The following is a 23,814-nucleotide window of genomic DNA, read 5'->3' as shown; positions in this document are numbered from 1 at the left end:
GCCCTCGGTATCCAATGAATGGCCCGGTGCAACTGCGCCAGGCAAAAGCGGCGTGCATTGTGCCCGAAAAATGGGGTTTACGCCAAGGGGTTTAGGGTTTGCGTTTAGTTCAGGATGACCCAGCGCTGATTGATCAGCAGTTCGATAGGCCGATATTGGGTCTTGTAGCTCATCTTTTTGCAGTTTTTGATCCAGTAACCCAGGTACACCGCCTCAAGCCCCAGGCGCTGGGCTTCGGCGATTTGCCAGAGGATCGCGTAGCGCCCAAGGCTGCGGCGTTCTTCCTGCGGTTCGTAAAAGGTGTAGACCGCCGACAGGCCGTTGGGCAGCAGATCGGTCACGGCAACTGCGAGCAACCGTCCGTCGAGCCGGAACTCGTAGAAGCGTGAGAAGGGCAGGTCGCGTACCAGAAAAGTCGAGAATTGATCGCGGCTCGGCGGGTACATGTCGCCGTCGGCATGGCGCTGTTCGATGTAGCGCTGATAGAGGTCGAAGTACTCTTCGCTGAACGCCGGCTTGACCGGGCGCACCTGCAAATCGATGTTGCGCTTGAAAATGCGTTTCTGCTGCCGGTTGGGGTTGAACTGCGCCACAGGAATGCGCGCAGGCACGCAGGCATTGCAGTTCTGGCAATGCGGGCGGTACAGGTGATCGCCGCTGCGACGAAAGCCCATTTCTGACAGGTCTGCGTAGACATGCACATCCATGGGCTGGCTCGGATCGAGAAACAGGGTCGTCGCCTGTTCCTCGGGCAGATAACTGCAAGAGTGAGGCTGAGTGGCATAAAACTTCAACCGCGCCAACTCGGTCATGATCAACCCTCAAGGGTAAGCTGGTGAATTAAGTGTAAGCCACGCGCGCAAAAGTCGCTCAGCAAACCCAGGTCGCGTGATTGGGTTGATCGAGGTGTCGGGCCAGATATTCAGCGAATGCAGAGCGGGAAATCGCCCGGGCGCCAAGGCTGTGAAGGTGGTCGGTCGGCATCTGGCAGTCGATCAGCACGAAACCCGCTTCTTTCAGATGTTGCACCAGCGTCGCAAAGCCGTACTTGGAAGCATTGTCCGCGCGGCTGAACATCGACTCGCCGAAGAACAGTTGCCCCATCGCCAGGCCGTACAGGCCGCCGACCAGTTCGCCCTCATCCCAGACTTCCACCGAGTGGGCAAAACCGCGTCGATGCAGTTCGATATAGGCGTCCTGCATCGCTTCGGTGATCCAGGTGCCGTCGGCGTATTCCCGGGGAGCGGCGCAGGCGTGGATCACGGCGTCGAAATCCTGATCGAAGGTCACTTTATAACGCTGTTTGCGCATCAATTTGCCGAGGCTGCGCGAGACGTGCAGTTCGTCGGGAAAAAGCACGGTGCGCGGATCCGGCGACCACCAGAGAATCGGCTGGCCTTCGGAAAACCATGGAAAGCAGCCATGGCGATAGGCCTGGATCAAGCGATCGGCAGACAGGTCACCGCCGGCCGCCAGCAATCCGTTGGGATCGCGCATGGCCTTTTCCAGTGGCGGGAAAGTCAGTGAGTTGCGTTGTAACCAAGTCAGCATGGCGTCCAGGCTTGCAGAAGGGGAGGGCGGTGGGCGCTGGGCCCGCGGTAAAGTGTGCCGGGAAATGACGCGAATGTCCTCCGTTGCAGTGCGGCTTTTGCGTAGCTGCAACTTGAGCATCCGGATGCGGTCGTAATCGGGCGTTGCACCGGTGCGGGCAAGGTTGTCGATGCCAATGTGTGGCACTCAGGGGAGATGAGGCGCAAATGCTTCGCTACGTTCATCAAATACACCTCATAAGCCTTTGTCACAAAAGGTAATGCATGCTCAAATTGAACGCCGGGTGTTGTGCGTTTGGCTATGCTTGAACCTGGGGCCTGGAAGCATGGCATCGAACGCGCAAACCCGTACAATGCCGGGCTGTTACAGAATATTCGCCGCGTGCCGTGTTTATAAAAGGCGGGGCGCAGTGTTAAAAGTAGTCTCCGTTGCGCCCGTCAATTTTTTTACCTGCCTGGATTGGGCAGTTTTTTATCGTCATTCAATAGATGGACGCGCCTCTGGCGCAGGAAAAGAAGCGTTTTGAAGAAATCCACGGAAGCACCAAAAACAGTCGTTCCGCTCTGGCGTCAACAGTTGCACTACCGGCTCAAGGAAGGTGCATTGATCGCCATCGGCGCCTTGTGCCTGTTCCTGATGATGGCGTTGCTGACCTACGGCAAGGACGATCCGGGCTGGAGCCACAACAGCAAGATCGACGACGTGCAGAACTTCGGCGGCCCGGCCGGTTCCTACAGCGCCGACATCCTGTTCATGGTGCTGGGTTACTTCGCCTACATCTTCCCGTTGTTGCTGGCGATCAAGGCGTATCAGATCTTCCGTCAGCGTCACGAACCGTGGCAGTGGAGCGGCTGGCTGTTTTCCTGGCGCCTGATCGGTCTGGTGTTCCTGGTGTTGTCCGGCGCCGCGCTGGCGCACATCCATTTCCATGCAGCCACTGGTTTGCCTGCTGGCGCCGGTGGTGCGCTGGGCGAAAGCCTCGGTGATCTGGCCCGCAATGCTCTGAACATTCAGGGCAGCACGTTGCTGTTCATCGCACTGTTCCTGTTCGGCCTGACGGTGTTCACCGACCTGTCGTGGTTCAAGGTGATGGACATCACCGGCAAGATCACCCTCGACCTGTTCGAACTGTTCCAGGGCGCGGTCAACCGTTGGTGGTCGGCGCGTACCGAGCGCAAGCAACTGGTCGCGCAACTGCGTGAAGTCGACGATCGCGTGCATGACGTGGTTGCACCGACGGTGACCGACAAGCGTGAGCAGGCCAAGGTCAAGGAACGTCTGATCGAGCGCGAACAGGCTCTGAGCAAGCACATGTCCGAGCGCGAGAAACAGGTTCCGCCGGTCATCGCGCCGGCCCCGGTCAAGGCGCCGGAGCCAAGCAAGCGCGTGCAGAAAGAGAAGCAGGTGCCGTTGTTCGTCGACAGCGCCGTGGAAGGCACCTTGCCGCCGATCTCGATCCTCGATCCTGCAGAAAAGAAACAACTCAATTATTCGCCCGAATCCCTGGCGGCGGTCGGCCACTTGCTGGAGATCAAGCTCAAGGAATTCGGCGTCGAAGTCACCGTGGATTCGATCCATCCCGGCCCGGTCATTACCCGTTACGAAATCCAGCCTGCTGCGGGCGTGAAGGTCAGCCGTATCGCCAACCTGGCGAAAGACCTTGCACGTTCGCTGGCCGTGACCAGTGTGCGGGTGGTGGAAGTGATTCCGGGCAAGACCACGGTCGGTATCGAGATTCCCAACGAAGACCGGCAGATCGTGCGCTTCTCCGAAGTGCTGTCGACGCCTGAGTACGACAACTTCAAATCGCCGGTCACCCTGGCCCTGGGCCACGACATCGGCGGCAAGCCGGTCATCACCGACCTTGCGAAGATGCCGCACCTGCTGGTGGCCGGTACCACCGGTTCCGGTAAGTCGGTGGGCGTGAACGCGATGATCCTGTCGATCCTGTTCAAGTCTGGACCGGACGACGCCAAGCTGATCATGATCGACCCGAAAATGCTCGAACTGTCGATCTACGAAGGCATTCCGCATCTGCTGTGCCCGGTCGTGACCGACATGAAGGACGCCGCCAACGCCCTGCGCTGGAGCGTTGCCGAGATGGAGCGTCGCTACAAGCTGATGGCGAAGATGGGCGTGCGAAACCTGTCCGGCTTCAACGCCAAGGTCAAGGAAGCCCAGGACGCCGGCGAGCCGCTGAGCGATCCGCTGTACAAACGCGAAAGCATCCACGACGAAGCACCGCTGCTGCAGAAACTGCCGACCATCGTCGTGGTCGTGGACGAATTCGCCGACATGATGATGATCGTCGGCAAGAAGGTAGAAGAACTGATCGCCCGTATCGCGCAGAAGGCGCGTGCGGCCGGTATCCACCTGATCCTCGCGACCCAGCGGCCGTCGGTGGACGTGATCACCGGTCTGATCAAGGCCAACATCCCGACGCGGATGGCGTTCCAGGTATCGAGCAAAATCGACTCCCGGACCATCATCGACCAGGGCGGCGCCGAACAACTGCTTGGTCACGGTGACATGCTCTACATGCCGCCGGGCACCAGCCTGCCGATCCGTGTTCACGGCGCCTTCGTGTCCGACGATGAAGTTCACCGGGTGGTGGAAGCCTGGAAACTGCGCGGCGCACCGGAATACAACGACGACATCCTCAATGGTGTCGAAGAGGCGGGCAGTGGTTTCGAAGGCAGCAGCGGCGGTGGTGACGGCGACGATCCGGAAGCCGACGCGCTGTACGACGAAGCCGTGCAGTTCGTGCTGGAAAGCCGTCGCGCCTCCATCTCCGCTGTACAGCGCAAGCTGAAGATCGGCTACAACCGTGCCGCGCGCATGATCGAAGCCATGGAAATGGCCGGGGTCGTGACGTCGATGAACACCAACGGTTCCCGCGAAGTCCTGGCCCCTGGCCCGGTACGCGACTGATTCGATACCCTGATCCAAATGCAATGGACGGTGCATGAAGCGCCGTCCACTTTCCCACGAGTATTCAAGAGGACTCCCATGCGTCTTATCCGCATGTTGCTGCCGGTACTGGCTCTGACCACCCTCACGGCTCACGCCGATGACAAGGATGTGGCTCGCCTGACCCAATTGCTCGAAACATCCAAGACCCTGACCGCCAATTTTTCCCAGCTGACCCTCGACGGCAGCGGCACCCAGTTGCAGGAAACCACCGGCGACATGACCCTGCAGCGTCCAGGCCTGTTCTACTGGCACACCAATGCGCCCGCCGAGCAGACCATGGTGTCCGACGGCAAGAAAGTCACCCTGTGGGACCCGGATCTGGAACAGGCCACTATCAAGAAGCTCGATGAGCGCCTGACCCAGACTCCAGCCCTGTTGCTGTCCGGCGACGTATCGAAGATCAGCCAGAGCTTCGACATCAGCGCGAAAGAGGCGGGCGGCGTGATCGACTTCACTCTGAAGCCGAAAACCAAGGACACCTTGTTCGACAGCCTGCGCCTGTCGTTCCGCAATGGTCTGGTCAATGACATGCAGCTGATCGACAGCGTCGGCCAGCGCACCAATATCCTGTTCACCGGTGTGAAGGCCAACGAAGCGGTCCCTGCATCGAAGTTCAAGTTCGACATCCCGAAGGGTGCCGATGTGATCCAGGAATAAACACAGAGGTTTCAACGGTACGTGATGGATCTGTTTCGCAGTGCACCGATTGCCCAGCCATTGGCCGCCCGTTTGCGGGCGACCAATCTGGATGAGTACGTCGGTCAGGAACACGTGCTCGCTCGCGGCAAGCCTTTGCGCGAAGCGCTGGAACAGGGTGCCCTGCATTCGATGATCTTCTGGGGCCCGCCGGGCGTGGGCAAGACCACGCTGGCGCGGTTGTTGGCGGAAGTCTCGGATGCGCATTTCGAAACGGTCTCGGCGGTGTTGGCCGGGGTCAAGGAGATCCGTCAGGCGGTGGAAATCGCCAAGCAGCAGGCCGGCCAGTACGGCAAGCGCACTATCCTGTTTGTCGATGAAGTGCACCGCTTCAACAAGTCTCAACAGGACGCCTTCCTGCCGTACGTTGAAGACGGCACGCTGATCTTCATTGGCGCCACCACTGAAAACCCTTCTTTCGAACTGAACAACGCATTGCTGTCGCGGGCGCGGGTCTACGTACTCAAGAGCCTCGACGAAGCGGCGTTGCGCAAACTGGTGCACCGCGCGCTCACCGAAGAGCGTGGTCTGGGCAAGCGTCATCTGACTCTCAGCGATGAAGGCTTCCAGATGTTGCTGTCCGCCGCCGACGGTGATGGCCGGCGCCTGCTGAACCTGCTGGAAAACGCCTCGGACCTGGCCGAAGACCACAGCGAGATGGGCACCGAGCTGCTGCAAAGCCTGCTCGGCGACACTCGCCGGCGTTTCGACAAGGGCGGCGAAGCGTTCTACGACCAGATTTCCGCGCTGCACAAATCGGTGCGCGGCTCCAATCCGGACGGCGCGTTGTACTGGTTTGCGCGAATGATCGACGGCGGCTGCGATCCGCTGTACCTGGCTCGGCGCGTGGTGCGCATGGCCAGTGAAGACATCGGCAACGCCGACCCGCGCGCACTGAGCCTGTGCCTGGCCGCGTGGGAAGTGCAGGAGCGTCTCGGCAGTCCGGAAGGTGAGTTGGCAGTGGCTCAGGCCATCACCTATCTGGCCTGTGCGCCGAAAAGCAACGCGGTGTACATGGGCTTCAAGACCGCGCTGCGCGCCGCCGCCGAACACGGTTCGCTGGAGGTGCCGCTGCACCTGCGCAATGCGCCGACCAAATTGATGAAGCAATTGGGCTACGGCGACGAATACCGTTATGCCCACGACGAACCGGACGCCTACGCGGCCGGCGAAGACTATTTCCCGGAAGAACTCGACCCGATTCCGTTCTACCAACCGGTGCCCCGTGGCCTGGAGTTGAAGATCGGCGAAAAGCTCAACCACCTTGCCCAACTTGATCGTTTAAGCCCCCGGCAGCGGAGAAAATAGTGGTTCCATTGATCGTTGCAGTCTCCGTCGGCGGGATTGCCGGCACCTTGTTGCGCTTCGCCACCGGCAATTGGGTCAACGCCAATTGGCCGCGGCACTTCTATACCGCGACGCTGGCCGTTAATATCGTGGGCTGTCTGCTGATTGGCGTGCTGTACGGCCTGTTTTTGATACGCCCGGAAGTACCGATCGAGGTACGTGCCGGGTTGATGGTCGGCTTCCTCGGGGGGCTGACGACTTTTTCATCCTTTTCACTGGATACGGTGCGCCTGCTGGAAAGCGGGCAAGTGCCGCTGGCCCTGGGCTATGCGGCCATCAGCGTATTCGGCGGGCTGCTCGCGACCTGGGCCGGCCTGTCCCTGACCAAACTTTGATAACGAGAAACCGACATGCTCGATTCCAAACTGTTACGTAGCAACCTTCAGGACGTAGCGGACCGCCTGGCTTCCCGTGGTTTTGCCCTGGATGTCGCGCGCATCGAAGCGCTGGAAGAACAGCGCAAGACCGTCCAGACCCGCACCGAAGCACTGCAGGCTGAGCGTAACGCGCGTTCCAAATCCATCGGTCAGGCCAAGCAGCGCGGCGAAGACATCGCGCCGCTGATGGCCGACGTCGAGCGCATGGCGGGCGAACTGAGCGCCGGTAAAGTCGAGCTGGACGCGATCCAGACCGAACTGGACTCGATCCTGCTGGGCATTCCGAACCTGCCGCACGAATCGGTACCGGTCGGCGAAGACGAAGACGGCAACGTCGAAGTCCGTCGCTGGGGCACCCCGACTGCCTTCGATTTCCCGGTTCAGGACCACGTGGCCCTGGGCGAGAAGTTCGGCTGGCTCGACTTCGAAACCGCCGCCAAGCTGTCCGGCGCGCGTTTCGCGCTGCTGCGTGGCCCGATTGCCCGTCTGCACCGCGCACTGGCGCAGTTCATGATCAACCTGCACGTCACCGAGCACGGCTACGAAGAGGCTTACACGCCTTATCTGGTTCAGGCCCCGGCGCTGCAAGGCACCGGTCAACTGCCGAAGTTCGAAGAAGACCTGTTCAAGATCGCTCGCGAAGGCGAGGCCGATCTGTACCTGATCCCGACCGCCGAAGTGTCGCTGACCAATATCGTGGCCGGTGAAATCGTCGATTCGAAACAGCTGCCGATCAAGTTCGTCGCTCACACTCCGTGCTTCCGCAGCGAAGCCGGCGCGTCGGGTCGTGACACTCGCGGCATGATCCGTCAGCACCAGTTCGACAAAGTTGAAATGGTCCAGATCGTCGAGCCGTCGAAGTCGATGGAAGCGCTGGAAGGCCTGACCGCCAACGCCGAGAAAGTCCTGCAACTGCTGGAGCTGCCTTACCGCACCCTGGCGCTGTGCACCGGCGACATGGGCTTCAGCGCGGTCAAGACGTACGACCTCGAAGTGTGGATTCCGAGCCAGGACAAGTACCGTGAAATCTCGTCTTGCTCCAACTGCGGCGACTTCCAGGCCCGCCGCATGCAGGCGCGTTTCCGCAACCCGGAAACCGGCAAGCCTGAGCTGGTGCACACCCTGAACGGTTCCGGTCTGGCGGTCGGTCGTACCCTGGTGGCCGTGCTGGAAAACTACCAGCAGGCCGACGGTTCGATCCGCGTGCCGGACGTGCTGAAACCGTACATGGGTGGCCTTGAGGTCATCGGCTAAATGAAATATCTGCCGCTGTTTCACAACCTGCGCGGCAGTCGTGTGTTGGTCGTCGGTGGGGGGGAGATTGCCTTGCGCAAGTCCCGCCTGCTGGCCGATGCCGGTGCGCTGCTGCGGGTGGTCGCACCTGAAATCGAAGCGCAACTGCGCGAACTGGTTGCCGCCAGCGATGGCGAATGCCTGCTGCGTGGCTACGCCGAAACGGATCTGGACGGTTGCGGGCTGATCATTGCCGCCACCGACGACGAAGCGTTGAACGCGCAAGTCTCCGCCGATGCCCATCGGCGCTGCGTGCCGGTCAATGTGGTCGATGCGCCGGCGCTGTGCAGCGTGATCTTCCCGGCAATTGTCGATCGTTCACCGCTGATCATCGCGGTTTCCAGTGGCGGCGATGCGCCGGTGCTGGCCCGGCTGATCCGCGCCAAGATCGAAACCTGGATTCCCTCGACCTACGGCCATCTGGCCGGGCTGGCCGCGCGGTTTCGCGATCAGGTCAAAGGCCTGTTTCCCGATGTACAGCAGCGTCGCGGTTTTTGGGAAGACGTGTTCCAGGGGCCGATTGCCGATCGCCAACTGGCTGGGCAGGGCGCCGAGGCCGAACGTTTGCTGCAAGCCAAGATTGACGGCGAAGCCATGGTCACGACCGGCGAGGTGTATCTGGTGGGCGCAGGGCCGGGCGATCCGGATCTGCTGACTTTCCGCGCCTTGCGCCTGATGCAGCAAGCCGATGTGGTGCTGTACGACCGCTTGGTGGCGCCCGCGATTCTTGAGCTGTGCCGCCGCGATGCCGAGCGTGTCTACGTCGGCAAGCGTCGCGCCGATCACGCTGTGCCGCAGGATCAGATTAACCAGCAACTGGTGGATCTGGCCAAGGCCGGCAAGCGTGTGGTGCGGTTGAAGGGCGGGGATCCGTTCATCTTCGGCCGTGGCGGCGAAGAGATCGAGGAGCTGGCGGCCCATGGCATTCCGTTCCAGGTGGTGCCGGGCATCACGGCAGCCAGCGGTTGCGCGGCGTATGCCGGGATTCCGCTGACCCATCGCGATTACGCGCAGTCGGTGCGTTTCGTCACCGGGCACCTGAAGGACGGTTCCACCGATCTGCCGTGGGCCGACCTCGTCGCGCCGGCGCAGACGTTGGTGTTCTACATGGGCCTGGTGGGGTTGCCGATCATCTGCGAGCAGTTGATCAAACATGGTCGTGCGGCCGAAACCCCGGCCGCGCTGATCCAGCAGGGCACCACGGTCAATCAGCGGGTCTTCACTGGCACGCTGGCCGACCTGCCGCGTCTGGTGGCGGAGCATGAAGTGCATGCGCCGACGCTGGTGATCGTCGGCGAAGTGGTGCAACTGCGCGAGAAACTGGCGTGGTTCGAGGGCGCTCAGGGTCAGATCTGACGACTCTGAGGGGATCGTTCCCACGCGGTGGGAACGATCCGGCTTTCAACCTCTGCGCCATACCCCTTTCCCGCCCAACCGGTTCCGGTCATGGGCCACAGTGAAATCCTGTTTCGGCCCCTTCGGCACAACGCCGGTCGGGTTGATGGTCTTGTGGCTGCCGTAGTAGTGATTCTTGATGTGCTGGAAATCCACGGTCTCGGCAACGCCCGGCCACTGGTACATCTCACGCAGCCAGTTCGACAGATTCGGATAATCGCTGATCCGCCGCAGATTGCATTTGAAGTGCCCGTGATACACCGCGTCGAAACGAATCAGCGTGGTGAACAAGCGCACGTCGGCCTCGGTCAGGTATTCACCCGTCAGATAACGGTTGGCGCCCAGCACTTGCTCCAGATGATCCAGTTCGGCAAACACGTCGTCGAACGCTTCTTCATAGGCCTTCTGCGAGGTCGCGAAACCGGCGCGGTACACACCGTTGTTCACGGCAGGGTAGATCCGCTTGTTCAGCGCATCGATCTCGCTGCGTAATGGCGCTGGATAGAAGTCCAGATCGTTGCCGGTCAAGTCATCGAAGGCGCTGTTGAACATGCGGATGATCTCCGCCGATTCGTTGCTGACGATGCGCTTGAGCTTCTTGTCCCACAGCACCGGCACGGTGACGCGGCCGGTGTAGTCGGCGGTGTCGGCGGTGTAGCGCTGGTGCATGAAATCGAAGTGGTCGAGTTTGTCGCCGGTCGAACCGAGGTTCTGGTCGAAGGTCCAGCCGTTTTCCAGCATCAGCCAGCTAACGACGGAAACATCGATCAGGCTTTCCAGGCCTTTGAGCTTGCGCAGGATCAGCGTGCGATGCGCCCATGGACAGGCGAGGGAGACGTAAAGGTGATAACGCCCGGCTTCGGCGGCAAAACCGCCTTCACCACTCGGGCCCGGCTCGCCGTTGCGAGTGACCCAGTTGCGGCGCTGCGCCTGTTCGCGCTGGAACGCACCGTCCTTGCTGCTTTCGTACCACTTGTCCTGCCAGCGGCCGTCGACGAGTAAACCCATGATCAAGACTCCAGAAACCAATATTCGTTGGAGCCGAGTCTATTCCGATGAGTTCGAACAAAAAGCGCAAAGATCGGGCGTTAATGATCGGTTAAATCGATTTGTCCCGCGCAGCCCAGTATTGCTCGGCGGTTTCGAAAGCCTGTTCACGGCTCTGACCTAGGCCGCGCAGTGCCAGCGCCATGGTCGAAATCAGCGCCATTTGCGGATAGCTGTCGACCACATCGCCACGCCAGACGGCCTTCAAATGCTCGATATCCAGCGAAGAAGGTTTGACGTGACGCTGCGCCGACAGCTGCGGCCACTCCTCGTCCCAGCTCTCGCCGCCGGTGGTGCCGTACAGGTGGCTGTCGGCATCCGGGTTGATCTCGATTTCGCCGCCGTCGCCCTTGATCACGATGGCCGTGTCGCCAAGCAGGCCGCTGGCATCGCGGTGCACCGCTTGATAGCCAGGGTGAAAAATACTCTGCAAACCGCAACGCGCGCCCAGCGGATTGAGGATCCGCGCTAGCGAGTGGATCGGCGAGCGCAGACCGAGGGTGTTGCGCAGGTCGATCATCCGTTGCAGCTGCGGCGCCCAGTCCAACAGTGGCATGAACGCCAGACCGCCGTTGTCCAGCGCCGCGCCGACCTGTTGCCAGTTGCGGCACAGTGGGATGTTCAGTTCACCGAGCAGTTGTTCGGAGTACAAGCGCCCGGCGGTGTGCGCGCCGCCGCCGTGCATGAAGATGCGCACGCCGTTCTGCGCCAGGCACTTGGCCGCCAGCAGATACCACGGCAGGTGACGCTTCTTGCCGGCATAGGTCGGCCAATCCAGATCGACCTTCAACTCTGGCGCCTGCAAGCGTTCGCGCAGGGCTTCGGTGAAGCCGGCCATTTCCTCGGCGCTTTCTTCCTTGTGCCGCAGCAGCATCAGGAAAGCGCCAAGCTGGGTTTCTTCGACCGCTTCGTCGAGCACCATGCCCATGGCTTGCCGGGCTTCCTCGCGGGTCAGGTCGCGGGCGCCGCGCTTGCCCTTGCCGAGGATGCGCACGAACTGGGCGAACGGGTGTTCGGCGGGCGTTTCGAGGGTCAGCGCTGGATAGTCGGTCATAGGCAATTCGTCGGTTTGGGCAGGCCCGCCAGTTTCGCGGCGAGTTTGGCAGGGGTGCCTTTGAACAGTCGGTTCAGGTGCAGGCTGTTGCCTTTCTCCGCGCCGAGCTTGAGCGCGGTGTACTTGATCAGCGGCCGGGTGGCCGGGGACAACTGGAATTCGGCATAGAAGCTGCGCAGCAGCTCGAGGACTTCCCAATGTTCGGCGCTCAGCTCGATGTCTTCGGCAGCGGCGAGGGCGCTGGCGACTTCCGCCGACCAGTCGTTGAGGTCGACCAGGAAGCCGTCCTTGTCCAGTTCAATGGCGCGGGCGCCGACGGTCAGCGCACTCATAGCCAGCTGTTGACCTTGTCGTGGTGGATCGACAGCTCGACGAAGGCCGGGTAATCGATGGCTTCGGCCCAGTCCGGAACCTGTACGGCACGGGCTTGCGCGTCTTCGGCCAGCACGAACAATTTCACCTTACGCGATTCCAGCGCACTGAACGGCGCAGTGCCGGGTTGCAGCGCATAAGCGGCATCGCCAGACAGCAATAGCGCATCGGCAGAACCGAGCAGGCGCAGGCAACTGGTCAGGCGTTCGTCGCCGAACGGGGAGTGGGACAACACATGCAAAGTCGACATCAGAGGGTGATCACCTGGTCGTAACGGTCAATAAGGGCGGTGATTTGTTCGGCGGCCAAAGGCTGCGCCTCGTCCAGCGAACGATCGCCGAGGCCGCGAGCACTGGCGCTGTCGGCGCAGTAGAACAGCTCTTCGACGCCGAACATCGGCAGTGCTTGCAGGTTGGCGCTCAGGTCTTTCTGTTGCAGGGCCTTGGCGTTCTGCCCGGCGGCCAGTTGCAACACGCCGTCGTCGAGAAACAGCAGACCGATCGGCAGATCGAACGCGCCGCCGGCCAGCACGATGTCCAGCGCTTCGCGGGCGCCGGGGCCGGACCACGGCGATTGGCGGCTGATAATCAGAAGGGACTTGGCCATGTCATGCGCCTCCGAAACAGATGAGGCGGTCGGCATCCTGCACCGCATCATGCAACTGGCCGAGGCCGGACAATTCCCACGGTGCGCTGACGGCCACGGCGTCACGTTGATAACGCCCGGCTTCCTCGGTATTCAACACGCCACGGCGCAGGGCTGCGGCGATGCACACCACGCCGTCGAGGTTTTGTTCGGTGATAAAGGTTCGCCACTGTTTGGGCAGGTCCAGTTCGTCCTGCGGCGTGACCACGGCGTCGGACGCGTTGTGGACTCCGTCCTGATAGAAAAACAGCCGGACAATCTCATGCCCGCCGGCCAGCGCGGCCTGAGCGAACAGCAGGGCGCGGCGCGAGGAGGGCGCATGGGCGGCGGAAAACAGCGCAATGGCGAACTTCATGACGGACTCGATCAGCAAAACTGCGGCCATGATAAAGCTTTCTCGGTGGGGCGGCGAAGCGGATGTTTCCCGCGCCCGTTTCGATGCAAGCAGGTGTCCGTCAACGCGGCATGTAGCCCAACTGCCAACGCCGCGGAATCTTCAGGGTCAGCAGCCCCAGTACGGCGGCAAACAGTCCGCTGACCAACATCGCCTTGAGCCCCAGATGATGTTCCAGCACTGCCCCCAGAATGGCGCCGACCAGCATCCCGCTCCACGGCACCAGTTGCACCCGCCAGCCGCTTCGCCGTTCGCCGAGCACCCACCGGCCCAATCCACGGCCGAATCGGGACAGGGCGCCGGTGACGTACGTCAGCCCGACCGGCAGACCGTTCACTTCTTCCACCGCCGCGTTGAGCATGCCCATCGCAATGATCGCCGCCAGCAGGGCCGGCAGTTGCGTGTCAAAGGGCCAGGCCGCCAAACAGAGCAGGGCGGCGATGGATAGCAGCAACGGCAGCGCCCGCCGACCACCCAGTCGGCTGACCACAACCCCGAGGGCATTACCGACAATGAACGTGGCGACCAGCAGGATCAGCCTTAACGTCAGTGCGCTGTCGCCATCACTGATCGCCACCGCCAGCCGCGTGGTGTTGCCGCTCATGAAGGAAACGAAATCGCCGCTGGCCATGAAGCCGATGGCGTCGGTCATGCCGGCCAGTACCGACAGGCTGGCAACCAGCGCCAGGCCTACACGGCCGCGCCATTTCTGTATGTGAAGATGTCCGGGGCTGGCGCGGTGGGTCGAGGTGGAAGGCAGCATCGAGGCAGCGTCCTTGAGCGGGGTTTACGGTTCTATGCCATACAGATCGCAGTACTCCAGCCAGTCCATCCCGGCCATTTCCGCCACTTCACGATGCACTTCCAGGCGTTGCGCCTGATACTCCTCGGGCGTCGCAGCGGTGAGCTGCAACGTCAGCTCCCAGGCAAACAAACCCTGGCTTTCGGCCTCGGCTTCGAAGGCTTCGTGCAGGCGTTCTTCGCGGTACTGCGCCTGGGTTTCGCCCTTGGCCTGGGCCAGCAGCGGGTTGAGGTGGTCAAGGGCTTCGCGCAGTTCCGGACGCGCATCGAGAAACAGTTTCAGGGCCTGTTCGTGTCGCTGGTCAGTAGGCGCCATGGGCTTTCCTTGTAAGGCTGATGACCGTTAATGTGCCGCAGCGGCCGGTATGTGTCGCGTTCTAAATGCAGTAAAGCAGAACGATTTTTGGCGTTGCGGTGATACAGTCCGCTTTTTTCCGAATGAGCGAATGCAATGCGAATGCTGATGGTGGCACTGGCGGCAACCCTGCTGGCCGGTTGCGCGGGTTCGGCGATGGAAGACGCCCGCACGCAAACCCCTTACAAGACCCTGAATTCGGATAAACCCGAAAAAGTCGTGGCCCAGTGCGTGCAATTCGCCTGGCAGGACGAAGCGGTGTTCGGCGTGGACGCAGCGGCTTATCTGCAACCGGGCAAGAAGGGCGGTTCGACGGTCTACACGCGTTCGGCGGAGTCGTTCGTCGACTTGACCACGGATGCGTCCGGCACCGTGCTGAATTACTACGCGCAGAAGGATGATTTTGTGGCCAAGCGCCGCTTGGCGGCGCTGGCGACCTGTCTGTAACGGGCAGCTGAATGCGTTGAAATTTGCGACCCTCGCCAGCCTGCGGGCGGGGGGCGCTGAACTCAATCAATCAAACGCTTCTGGAAAAAATGCCGCTTGTGCCCCAGCGGATAATCCACAATCTCGCCACACTCGGTATACCCCAGTTTTTTGTAGAACCCGGGCGCCTGAAAATCAAAGGTATCGAGCCAGATCCCCACGCAGTCTTTTTCCCGGGCGAATTCCTCGACCATGTTCATCAGCTTCGAGCCGATTCCCTGTCCCCGGCCTTCTTCCGGCACCGCCAGCAACTCGATAAACAGCCACCGATAGAACGTGTGCCCATAGAGGCCACCGAGGATCGCGTCGTTATCGTCGCGCACCAGCAACGCGACCGGTTCGTACAGCGAAGGCCCGGCTTTGGCGATGTTATGGGCACGCAGGGGCGCCAGGATGGCTGCGCGCTGTTCTTCGGTGGGGTCCTGTGACAGCTCGATCCGCAACGTCATGTTGTCTTCCTTGTAGTAATGAATCGGCAGCCTATCGCGCCGCAGCCGATTGAAGCAATCGCTTGGAACCGTCGCTGCTGCGCCGGGGTCTAGCCCTTTAGGGCGTCCATCCGGAACGCGTTTGCCTGGGAGATTCCATGAACATTTTCGAAGCCCTGCGTGAAAGCCACGATCGTCAGCGGACCTACGCGAAATCGTTGATCAAGACCAGCGGTGACACCCCGGAAAGGGTGGAGGCCTACAAGCAACTGAAGGCTGAGCTTCAGGCTCACGAAACGGCCGAAGAGCGCCATTTCTATATCCCGCTGATGGAGTTCGACAACGGTGTCGACCTCAGCCGCCATGCCATCGCCGAGCACCATGAAATGGACGAAATGATGGAAGAGCTCGACGAGACCGAGATGTCCAGCCCGGCCTGGCTGGCCACGGCGAAAAAGCTCTCGGAGAAGGTCCATCACCACCTGCAGGAAGAAGAGCAGAAGTTCTTCCAGATGGCCGGCAAGCTGCTCGACGACAAACAAAAGGAACAGCTCGCCGGGCAGTATCAAAAGGAGTTCGAGGCGCAGCTTCCCTGAACCGGTGAATGCAGGTTTTTGTAATGACGCGGTGTAGTCTTTTTGCCATGCGTCAGGTGAGCGTCGTCGCAATGCACTGTGTTTATATACAGTATTTTCGGCGTTTTTCGAGTTTCGCCGAGGCCGACTGCGACAAAACCGCCGGTGGACAAAAAATCCCCCTCCGTTAGCTTGAAGGCCTCTCCTCGGACAGGAGAGTTCTTAAATCAACGGAGTGAAAAACATGAACCAACCACAAGCTCAAACCCAACTGCGACACGGTCGCGTCATTTCCCCTGCAAGCCGCGGCGCGGTGGCCATCGAGCAAGGATTGCTCGGCGGCTGGCAGGTCAATGAAATGGAAGGCGGCAAGAACTTTCCGGCACTCGCGGCCGGTCCGTTCCCGGCGCCGTTCGAAAGCGACAACCCGAGCGTCGTGCCGCCGGCTGACGGCTATATTCTCAGTGGCGGCAAGAACGACGCACGTGACTGTGTGAACTTCACCGCAGAAGAAATGAGCAAGAAACTCGGGCGTCCGTTCTCCTGGCCGCTCCTCAATGTCACCCCCGGCCAGACCCTTGAGGTCAAATGGGAGTACACCGCGCCGCACACCACCCGCGGTTATCGCTGGCTGATCACCAAGGATGGCTGGGACCCGAAACAACGCATCAGCCGAGCGCAACTGGAAGCGCAACCCTTCGCCGAGGATTTCTATCCGCAAGTGCCGTACTACAGTCATTCGGCGGAATTGAAAGCCAAGGTCAATCACGCCGTGAAACTTCCGGGCAACAAGCAGGGTCATCACGTCATCGTCCTGATGTGGATCGTCGCCAATACCGGCAACGCCTTCTATCAGGCCTTCGATGTGGACTTCAAATAAGCCCGCAACGTCAAACCCACACGTTCTGAAGGATTAGAACATGTCAAACATCGACTTCACCCTATTGAAAAACCAGGCCAGCGACGCGGCGTCGCTGATGCCGACTCTTGCCGGCAAGAAGATCCTCATGGGCTTCTGGCACAACTGGCCGGCCGGCCCGAGCGATGGTTACCAGCGCGGCCAGTTCGCCAACATCGCGCTGGAAAACGTGCCGAAGGAATACAACGTGGTCGCGGTGGCCTTCATGAAGGGCAGCGGGATTCCGACCTTCAAGCCGTTCAACGTTTCCGATGCCGAGTTCCGTCGTCAGGTCGGCGTGCTCAACAGTCAGGGGAGAGCCGTGCTGATTTCCCTGGGCGGTGCCGATGCGCACATCGAGTTGCGCGCCGGTCAGGAGCAACCGCTGGCCAATGAAATCATCCGTCTGGTGGAAACCTACGGCTTCGATGGTCTGGACATCGATCTTGAACAGAGCGCGATTGATTTCGCTGCCAACAAGACCGTCCTGCCGGCCGCGCTGAAACTGGTCAAGGATCACTACGCCGGCCAAGGCAAGCATTTCATCATCAGCATGGCGCCGGAGTTTCCGTACCTGACCACCTCCGGCAAATACGTCGGTTATCTGCAGGCGCTGGAAGGCTATTACGATTTCATCGCTCCGCAGTTCTACAACCAGGGCGGCGACGGGGTCTGGGTGCCGGAAGCCAATAACGGCAACGGGGCGTGGATCGCCCAGAACAACGACGCGATGAAAGAGGACTTTCTCTATTACCTGACCGAGAGCCTGGTGACCGGTACTCGCGGTTTTACGAAGATCCCGGCGGACAAGTTCGTCATCGGCCTGCCGTCCAACGTCGATGCGGCCGCTACCGGCTACGTGATCGACAAAACCGTAGTCGGCAACGCGATGAAACGCCTGGCGGTCAAAGGGCATCCGATCAAGGGCCTGATGACCTGGTCGGTGAACTGGGACAACGGCACCAGCAAGGATCGCGTGCCGTACAACTGGGAATTCAGTCGGCGTTATGGACCACTGATTCACGGGGCGCCGTCTACGGCGCAGGGCACTGATGCCGCAACGGTGAACGTGGCACATCAGTAGTCAATGAACGAAAAGCCCGGTAGCGCTGCCGGGCTTTTTTTTCGTCGGCGGTTCGCATCAATTCACCTACCATGGCCATCTTCCGATGACAAAAAAGGATCAGGCGTCATGTCCAACACAGCCGAGCGGGTCAACATCGTCGATACCCAGGTGTTGTCCCACGACTGGTATCTGCTGAAGAAAATCACCTTCGACTATCACCGCAACAACGGTGACTGGCAGCGTCAGACGCGCGAGGTCTACGACCGTGGCAATGGCGCGGCGATCCTGCTGTTCAACCGCGAGCAACGGACCGTGGTGCTGACCCGGCAGTTCCGTCTGCCGGTGTTCGTCAACGGTCATGACGGTTTGCTGATTGAAGTGGCGGCCGGACTGCTTGAAGGCGCGGCGCCAGAGCAGCGCATCCGCGACGAGGCCGAGGAAGAAACCGGTTACCGCGTGCATGACGTGAAGAAGGTGTTCGAGGCCTACATGAGCCCCGGCTCGGTGACCGAGAAACTGCACTTTTTCATCGCCGAGTACGATGCCTCGTCAAAGGTCAGTGAAGGGGGCGGTCTGGAAGAGGAAACCGAAGAGCTGGAAGTGCTGGAGTGGCGTTTCGACGACGCGCTGGCGGCGTTCCAGCGCGGCGAGATTTGCGATGCCAAGACCATCATGCTGCTGCAATACGCGGCGATGAATAACCTGTTCGGCGGTTAAAACAGATCGCCGGTTTTACCGATGTCCGACCACTGGCCACCCTCCAGGGTCAGCAAGCGCTCTTTGGCTTCAAGGCCTCCGGCAAACCCGGTCAGTTTTCCTGAGGCGCCGATGACTCGATGGCACGGCGCAATGATCGAAATCGGATTGCGCCCGTTCGCCGCGCCGACGGCACGCACCGCACTCGGGTGGCCGATCTGTTCGGCGATCTGGCTGTAGGTGCGGGTTTCGCCAAACGGAATGGTCAGCAGCGCGGCCCAGACCTTTTTCTGGAACTCGGTGCCGGCAAAGTCCAGCTCCAGATCGAACGCGTTTCGCGTTCCTGCAAAATATTCTTCCAGCTGACGCGTGGTTTTCATCAGCACCGGATTGTCCGGTGATTCGCTCATCGGCCCGAGGCGCACCCGGTTCGGTTTGTCGTTTTCCCAGAGGATGGCGGCCAGACGTGAGCCGTTCGCGACCAGCTTCAACTCGCCGACAGGCGAGGGCAGGGTGATGAACGTATAGGCCATGGGAAAAACTCCGGTACGGGGGCGAAAACTGCGCCCAGCATACTGCCGGATCGGGGAGGCGCAAACCGTAATCGCGGCCATACTGGCTGATGCTCTTGAAGCGCTTTCCTACCTTATAAAAAGAAGAGACCGACTCATGAAGTACGAACCTTTTGCCAAATCGCTGATTGCGACCTCATTGGCGCTCAGCTGCCTCATGGCCCACGCCGCCTCGGTTGCCCCGGTCGCCGCCGAAAACGGCATGGTGGTCACCGCCCAGCACCTGGCCACTCACGTGGGTGTCGACGTGTTGAAAAGTGGCGGCAACGCGGTGGATGCGGCGGTCGCCGTGGGCTATGCACTGGCGGTGGTTTACCCGGCGGCGGGCAACCTCGGTGGTGGTGGTTTCATGACCATTCAACTGGCGGACGGGCGCAAGACCTTCCTCGACTTCCGCGAAAAAGCCCCGCTGGCCGCAACGGCCAACATGTACCTCGACAAGGACGGCAACGTCATCCCGGACCTGAGTACCCGTGGCCACCTCGCGGTCGGCGTTCCGGGCACCGTGTCCGGCATGGAGCTGGCGCTGAGCAAGTACGGCACCAAACCGCGCAAGGAAATGATTGCCCCGGCCATCAAACTGGCCGAAGAAGGTTTTGCGCTGGAACAGGGCGACGTCGAGTTGCTGGAGTACGCCACCGACGTGTTCAAGAAGGACATCAAGGATTCCGGCGCGATCTTTCTGAGCAACGGCGAGCCGATGCAGGTCGGGCAGAAACTGGTGCAGAAGGACCTGGGAAAGACCCTGCGCACCATTTCCGAAAAAGGCGCCGACGGTTTCTACAAAGGCTGGGTGGCCGACGCGATCGTCACGTCCAGCCAGGCCAACAAGGGCATCATCACCCAGGCCGACCTCGACAAATACAAGACCCGCGAACTGGCCCCGGTGGAGTGCGACTATCGCGGCTATCACGTTGTGTCCGCACCGCCGCCAAGCTCCGGCGGGGTGGTGATCTGCCAGATCATGAACATCCTCGAAGGCTATCCGATGAAGGATCTGGGCTTCCATTCGGCCCAGGGCATGCACTACCAGATCGAAGCAATGCGCCACGCGTACGTGGATCGCAACAGCTATCTTGGCGACCCGGATTTCGTGAAGAACCCGATCGAGCACCTGCTGGACAAGAACTACGCGACCAAGCTGCGTAACGCGATCCAGCCGCAGAAGGCCGGTGTGTCGGCAGAACTCAAACCCGGCGTCGCCCCCCATGAGGGCAGCAACACCACGCACTATTCGATCGTCGACAAATGGGGCAACGCGGTCTCGGTCACCTACACCCTCAACGACTGGTTCGGTGCGGGCGTGATGGCGAGCAAGACCGGGGTGATCCTCAACGATGAAATGGACGACTTCACCTCCAAGGTCGGCGTGCCGAACATGTACGGCCTGGTGCAAGGCGAAGCCAACGCCATCGCTCCGGGCAAGGCTCCGTTGTCATCGATGAGCCCGACTATCGTCACCAAGGACGGCAAAGTGGTGATGGTGGTCGGTACGCCGGGTGGCAGTCGCATCATCACCGCGACCCTGCTGACCATGCTCAACGTCATCGACTACGGCATGGGCCTGCAGGAAGCGGTTGATGCGCCGCGCTTCCACCAGCAGTGGATGCCGGAGGAAACCAACCTCGAAGACTTCGCCGCGAGCCCCGACACGAAGAAGATTCTCGAGAGCTGGGGCCACAAGTTCGCGGGCCCGCAGGACGCCAACCACATCGCCGCGATTCTGGTCGGTGCACCGTCGCTGGGGGGTAAACCGGTCGGCAAGAACCGCTTCTACGGCGCCAACGATCCACGGCGCAACACCGGGTTGTCATTGGGTTACTGAGCAGAGTAAAAAGGGGGCGGGCACACGTCCGCCCCTGTCTCAAGGACCGATCAAGGAAGGCTCACCATGACCACCGCATTGCTGATCATCGATGTCCAGCGCGCCCTGTGCACAGGCGAATACGAATGCCACAACATCAAACGGGTGATCGATACCATCAACGGCCTCAGCGCCCGCGCGCGTCAATCGGGTGTGCCGGTGGTGCTGATCCAGCACAACGAAAAGGACAGTCCGTTAGCTCACGGTGCCGAAGGCTGGCAACTGGCTGACGGCCTGGCCACTGCGCCCGGCGATCTGCGCGTCGACAAGACCGCCAACGACTCGTTCTACCAGACCAACCTGCAGAAACTGATCCCCCGGGAAGATTTCGACCGCCTGGTGATTTGCGGTCTGCAAACCGATTACTGCGTCAACGCCACCGTGCGCCAGGCCCATCAACTGGGCTACGACGTGGAGCTGGCGGCCGATGCGCACTCCACCGTCGACAACGGCAACATGAGCGCCGAAGACATCATCGCCGAACACAACAAGGACTGGGCGCACCTGACCGGTTCCGTGGCGCGGATCGATGTGAAGCCGGCGGCCGGGATCACATTCTGACTCTTTCTTGCGCAAGAGCCCGGTTGTCCGCCAGCAACCAGTGAAAAATCCAGAGCATCGACAGCCCGGGCCCGGCATACTGCCGCCGCCTCAGGAATGGAATCTGTCGATGCTCGCTTTCAATCTCCGTCACGCCTTGCTGCTGACCTCTCTCGTATTTGCTACCTCCTCGCACGCTGCCAGTTTCGACTGTGCTGGCGCTTCCAGCCCGGTTGAAAAAGCCGTTTGTGCGGATCCGTATACCTCGAGTCTCGATGAAAAACTCGGGGCGCTCTGGCGGACAGCGGTGGTGCAGGTTGCTGATCCGCAAGCGCTCAAGGCTGATCAGCGTTCATGGTTGAAACAACGCAATCAATGTGCCGCCAATAGCTCCTGCCTGCGCCGTGAATATTTGATGCGTCTGAAAGCGCTTGAATACGTGGCCAAGCCTTTCAGCTGGGATGCCACCTGGCAGATGATTCCGTGGGGCGTTTCATCGGCGGCAGAAGTCACAACCAAGCGTGTGGACGCCACGCATATTGCCTTTGATGTTTCTGCGTCAAATGGTGGCAACTCTGGTGACATGGACGGTGTGGCCACAATTGACGGTGCCGTAGCGCATTTCGCTGAAGGCAACTGCACCCTGAAGTTCAGCGCGCTCAACGGTTTGCTGGATGTTGATTCCGACGGAGGTGAGGGGGCTTGTGGTGGCGGGATGGGCGTTTACTACGATGGAAGGTATGTGGCATCTGACCAACCGATCGCGATTGAATACGACTTGCTGAGCCTTGGCGTTGTGCGTACGCAGCAAGAAGATCTGGCATTACGCACGTTGCTCAAAAATGACTATCAGACGCTGCTGCAAAATAGCGGCTCAATGGCAGCCGGCGAGACCTCTGGTGATGTGCCGGGGGGGGAGGTCAATGAGTTCTGGCTGCGAGGCCTGGCTTCCAGCAACGCGGCGATTCTGATGAGCGCGCCGGGCGGCCGAGTTTGGCTGGTGTTATTGGTTTTCGATGAGCAACGCAAAGTCAGGGCGCGGTATTACACCAACGTTCCCAAATGGAAAAAGCGGGTGCCTGATGTGCTGCTGGCATGGCGTGAACGTTTGGCGGGGGATGCGACACTACCTCTGGACCTGATGCCCTGACTCTCCCGTTCAGGTCGCAAACATCAACCTGCGAACATCACTCACCGGCTCGGACACCGCTCCGCTCAACACCAACCGCGTAATCGTCTCCGCCGCCACCGCATAATCCTCATCCTGCGGCACCTCCCGCCCGGTGATGCGCCCCATCTGCCAGCCAATGTTGGTATAGGTGCGCGTCGCCGACCAGATAAACAGCATCAGATGCTCTGGATCGACCGGCGCCAGCAGCCCGCGGTCGATCCAGCTGCGCAGACACTCAACATTACGCCTTGCCTCGCCGTGCAGCAGGTCGCGGCATTCGTCGGGCAACTGGCGGCCACCGAGCAGCAACTCTCCGCTGAAAACCTTGGCGATCGCCGGATGCTCGCGGGCAATGCGGATACGGGCGGCGACGTAGGCGCGCAGGCCGATCAGCGGATCATCACTCTCGCGCAGCACCGCCGAGGCTTCCAGCAACGGTTCGACGAAGCCGAGCAGCACTTTGCCGTAAAGGTTTTCCTTGCTCTGGAAGTAGTAATACAGGTTGGCCTTGGGCACGCCGGCACGGGCGGCGATGTCGCGGGTCTGGGTCGCGTCGAAGCCGTTGGCGGCGAATTCTTCACTGGCGGCGGCCAGGATCAGTTGCTGGTTGCGTTCGCGGATGCTGCTCATGGACGGCATGGAGGGTCTGGCCATTTCGGGTTCGCAATATACAAAACTATATAGCGAATAAGCCAGCGAACTCGCTCCTCAGCGCTATGCTGGTTTCAATTTCGGTAACCTCAGGAAAGTGACAATGACCCTTCAGGCACTGCGCGCCACGACGATTCACCTCGACGCGGTGGCGAAGCTGTTCGACGCCTATCGCGGTTTTTATGGCCAGCCGTCAAATCTCGAGCAATCGCGGACCTTCATCGCCGAACGCATGGCCTTTAATGAATCGGCGATTTTTCTGGTTGAGGATGAAAGCGGTGAGGCGCTGGGATTCGTGCAGCTGTATCCGACGTTTTCCTCGATTGATGCCCATCGCACCTGGTTGCTCAGCGACCTGTTCACCACGCCGGCCGCCCGGGGCCGTGGAGTGGGGCGACTATTGATGAACACCGCCCGCGACTTCGCCGTCGAAACCGGCGCCAAGGGATTGGTGCTGGAAACCGCCACCGACAATTTCACCGCCCAGGGTTTGTACGAATCGCTCGGTTGGGTACGTGACACCGGCTATTACACCTACCTGCTGGACTTGCGGCAGGGCTGATCCGC

Annotated in this window: 27 protein-coding genes and 1 pseudogene; 15 read left to right on the top strand and 13 right to left on the bottom strand. The window is 60.7% G+C overall.

All coding sequences use genetic code 11. From position 1 onward, the window contains the following. Positions 1-104 precede the first annotated feature (104 nt). The gene (locus LOY31_RS18295) at positions 105-812 is read right to left on the bottom strand and encodes an arginyltransferase (protein WP_221533695.1); all 708 of its coding nucleotides are present in this window, start codon (positions 810-812) and stop codon (positions 105-107) included. 58 nt (positions 813-870) lie between these two features. After that, positions 871-1,551 carry a leucyl/phenylalanyl-tRNA--protein transferase gene (aat, locus tag LOY31_RS18290; RefSeq protein WP_045121861.1) on the bottom strand — a complete coding sequence of 227 codons (681 nt, stop codon included), beginning with the start codon at positions 1,549-1,551 and terminating at the stop codon, positions 871-873. A gap of 522 nt (positions 1,552-2,073) precedes the next feature. On the opposite strand from aat, the gene LOY31_RS18285 reads away from it, so the two are divergent. From LOY31_RS18285 to cysG, 6 genes are all read left to right on the top strand, one after another. Next, complete coding sequence (locus LOY31_RS18285) at positions 2,074-4,482, top strand: DNA translocase FtsK (RefSeq protein WP_045121862.1); 2,409 nt, start codon at positions 2,074-2,076, stop codon at positions 4,480-4,482. Between the two features lie 78 nt (positions 4,483-4,560). Beyond that, the gene (gene lolA / locus LOY31_RS18280; protein ID WP_007958184.1) at positions 4,561-5,181 is read left to right on the top strand and encodes an outer membrane lipoprotein chaperone LolA; all 621 of its coding nucleotides are present in this window, start codon (positions 4,561-4,563) and stop codon (positions 5,179-5,181) included. A 24-nt stretch (positions 5,182-5,205) separates the two neighbouring features. After that, the gene (locus LOY31_RS18275; protein WP_064597723.1) at positions 5,206-6,528 is read left to right on the top strand and encodes a replication-associated recombination protein A; all 1,323 of its coding nucleotides are present in this window, start codon (positions 5,206-5,208) and stop codon (positions 6,526-6,528) included. Further along, positions 6,528-6,902: a fluoride efflux transporter CrcB gene (gene crcB / locus LOY31_RS18270; protein WP_007958188.1), complete on the top strand. Its 375-nt coding sequence runs from the start codon at positions 6,528-6,530 to the stop codon at positions 6,900-6,902. Before LOY31_RS18275 ends, crcB begins: the two co-directional genes overlap by 1 nt. A 15-nt stretch (positions 6,903-6,917) precedes the next feature. Next, the gene (serS, locus tag LOY31_RS18265; RefSeq protein ID WP_007958190.1) at positions 6,918-8,198 is read left to right on the top strand and encodes a serine--tRNA ligase; all 1,281 of its coding nucleotides are present in this window, start codon (positions 6,918-6,920) and stop codon (positions 8,196-8,198) included. Further along, entirely contained in the window at positions 8,199-9,593 is a 1,395-nt protein-coding gene (gene cysG, locus LOY31_RS18260) for a siroheme synthase CysG (RefSeq protein ID WP_221533696.1), read from the top strand. It begins immediately after the preceding gene. Between the two features lie 45 nt (positions 9,594-9,638). Here cysG and LOY31_RS18255 read toward each other — a convergent pair whose 3' ends face one another. From LOY31_RS18255 to LOY31_RS18220, 8 genes are all read right to left on the bottom strand, one after another. Beyond that, a complete protein-coding gene (locus LOY31_RS18255) occupies positions 9,639-10,640 on the bottom strand; it encodes a glutathione S-transferase family protein (protein ID WP_221533697.1) in 1,002 nt (333 codons plus the stop codon). A gap of 91 nt (positions 10,641-10,731) precedes the next feature. After that, on the bottom strand, positions 10,732-11,733 hold the full coding sequence (locus LOY31_RS18250; protein ID WP_085602538.1) for a glycosyl transferase family protein: 1,002 nt from the start codon (positions 11,731-11,733) through the stop codon (positions 10,732-10,734). Further along, a complete protein-coding gene (locus tag LOY31_RS18245; RefSeq protein ID WP_085602540.1) occupies positions 11,730-12,065 on the bottom strand; it encodes a TusE/DsrC/DsvC family sulfur relay protein in 336 nt (111 codons plus the stop codon). The genes LOY31_RS18250 and LOY31_RS18245 overlap by 4 nt, the downstream gene beginning before the upstream one ends. Continuing rightward, positions 12,062-12,355, bottom strand: coding sequence for a sulfurtransferase complex subunit TusB (gene tusB / locus LOY31_RS18240; RefSeq protein ID WP_085602542.1), 294 nt, complete (start codon positions 12,353-12,355; stop codon positions 12,062-12,064). The genes LOY31_RS18245 and tusB overlap by 4 nt, the downstream gene beginning before the upstream one ends. Then, positions 12,355-12,711, bottom strand: coding sequence for a sulfurtransferase complex subunit TusC (gene tusC / locus LOY31_RS18235; protein WP_007958208.1), 357 nt, complete (start codon positions 12,709-12,711; stop codon positions 12,355-12,357). The genes tusB and tusC overlap by 1 nt, the downstream gene beginning before the upstream one ends. Position 12,712: 1 nt before the next feature. Then, positions 12,713-13,105, bottom strand: a complete 393-nt coding sequence (gene tusD, locus LOY31_RS18230; protein ID WP_045121864.1) for a sulfurtransferase complex subunit TusD — start codon at positions 13,103-13,105, stop codon at positions 12,713-12,715. 100 nt (positions 13,106-13,205) lie between these two features. Then, entirely contained in the window at positions 13,206-13,907 is a 702-nt protein-coding gene (locus LOY31_RS18225) for a YoaK family protein (protein WP_007958213.1), read from the bottom strand. Positions 13,908-13,931: 24 nt separating this feature from the next. After that, the gene (locus LOY31_RS18220) at positions 13,932-14,261 is read right to left on the bottom strand and encodes a DUF6388 family protein (protein WP_007958215.1); all 330 of its coding nucleotides are present in this window, start codon (positions 14,259-14,261) and stop codon (positions 13,932-13,934) included. Between the two features lie 135 nt (positions 14,262-14,396). On the opposite strand from LOY31_RS18220, the gene LOY31_RS18215 reads away from it, so the two are divergent. Beyond that, positions 14,397-14,747, top strand: a complete 351-nt coding sequence (locus tag LOY31_RS18215) for a hypothetical protein (protein WP_007958217.1) — start codon at positions 14,397-14,399, stop codon at positions 14,745-14,747. A gap of 62 nt (positions 14,748-14,809) precedes the next feature. Here LOY31_RS18215 and LOY31_RS18210 read toward each other — a convergent pair whose 3' ends face one another. After that, on the bottom strand, positions 14,810-15,235 hold the full coding sequence (locus LOY31_RS18210) for an N-acetyltransferase (RefSeq protein WP_011334932.1): 426 nt from the start codon (positions 15,233-15,235) through the stop codon (positions 14,810-14,812). Between the two features lie 137 nt (positions 15,236-15,372). On the opposite strand from LOY31_RS18210, the gene LOY31_RS18205 reads away from it, so the two are divergent. The 4 genes and pseudogenes from LOY31_RS18205 (at position 15,373) to LOY31_RS18190 (ending at position 18,470) form a co-directional block, all read left to right on the top strand. Next, positions 15,373-15,810, top strand: coding sequence for a hemerythrin domain-containing protein (locus LOY31_RS18205; RefSeq protein WP_007958228.1), 438 nt, complete (start codon positions 15,373-15,375; stop codon positions 15,808-15,810). A 223-nt stretch (positions 15,811-16,033) separates the two neighbouring features. Continuing rightward, positions 16,034-16,669: a lytic polysaccharide monooxygenase auxiliary activity family 9 protein gene (locus tag LOY31_RS18200; RefSeq protein ID WP_085602550.1), complete on the top strand. Its 636-nt coding sequence runs from the start codon at positions 16,034-16,036 to the stop codon at positions 16,667-16,669. A gap of 40 nt (positions 16,670-16,709) precedes the next feature. Next, positions 16,710-17,711, top strand: a pseudogene (locus LOY31_RS18195) (chitinase); the annotation flags it as partial. Positions 17,712-17,879: 168 nt separating this feature from the next. After that, positions 17,880-18,470 carry an NUDIX domain-containing protein gene (locus tag LOY31_RS18190; RefSeq protein ID WP_064380653.1) on the top strand — a complete coding sequence of 197 codons (591 nt, stop codon included), beginning with the start codon at positions 17,880-17,882 and terminating at the stop codon, positions 18,468-18,470. On the opposite strand, the gene LOY31_RS18185 is transcribed toward LOY31_RS18190, so the two are convergent. Then, positions 18,467-18,982, bottom strand: coding sequence for a methylated-DNA--[protein]-cysteine S-methyltransferase (locus tag LOY31_RS18185; protein ID WP_258711993.1), 516 nt, complete (start codon positions 18,980-18,982; stop codon positions 18,467-18,469). The two genes, LOY31_RS18190 and LOY31_RS18185, sit on opposite strands and share 4 nt — an antisense overlap. 136 nt (positions 18,983-19,118) lie before the next feature. On the opposite strand from LOY31_RS18185, the gene ggt reads away from it, so the two are divergent. From ggt to LOY31_RS18170, 3 genes are all read left to right on the top strand, one after another. Further along, positions 19,119-20,846: a gamma-glutamyltransferase gene (ggt, locus tag LOY31_RS18180; protein ID WP_221533701.1), complete on the top strand. Its 1,728-nt coding sequence runs from the start codon at positions 19,119-19,121 to the stop codon at positions 20,844-20,846. Positions 20,847-20,912: 66 nt separating this feature from the next. After that, positions 20,913-21,446, top strand: a complete 534-nt coding sequence (locus tag LOY31_RS18175) for a cysteine hydrolase family protein (RefSeq protein ID WP_258711992.1) — start codon at positions 20,913-20,915, stop codon at positions 21,444-21,446. A 109-nt stretch (positions 21,447-21,555) separates the two neighbouring features. Next, the gene (locus tag LOY31_RS18170; RefSeq protein WP_007958244.1) at positions 21,556-22,575 is read left to right on the top strand and encodes a lysozyme inhibitor LprI family protein; all 1,020 of its coding nucleotides are present in this window, start codon (positions 21,556-21,558) and stop codon (positions 22,573-22,575) included. A gap of 9 nt (positions 22,576-22,584) precedes the next feature. Here the strand turns inward: LOY31_RS18170 and LOY31_RS18165 are convergent, their stop codons facing one another. Then, positions 22,585-23,226, bottom strand: a complete 642-nt coding sequence (locus LOY31_RS18165; protein WP_041475350.1) for a TetR/AcrR family transcriptional regulator — start codon at positions 23,224-23,226, stop codon at positions 22,585-22,587. 124 nt (positions 23,227-23,350) lie between these two features. On the opposite strand from LOY31_RS18165, the gene LOY31_RS18160 reads away from it, so the two are divergent. Further along, a complete protein-coding gene (locus LOY31_RS18160; protein WP_258711991.1) occupies positions 23,351-23,809 on the top strand; it encodes a GNAT family N-acetyltransferase in 459 nt (152 codons plus the stop codon). Positions 23,810-23,814 lie beyond the last annotated feature (5 nt).

Source organism: Pseudomonas sp. B21-021 (assembly GCF_024749205.1).
Classification (GTDB): domain Bacteria; phylum Pseudomonadota; class Gammaproteobacteria; order Pseudomonadales; family Pseudomonadaceae; genus Aquipseudomonas; species Aquipseudomonas paraglycinae.
This window is presented reverse-complemented; position numbering and strand designations above follow the sequence as displayed.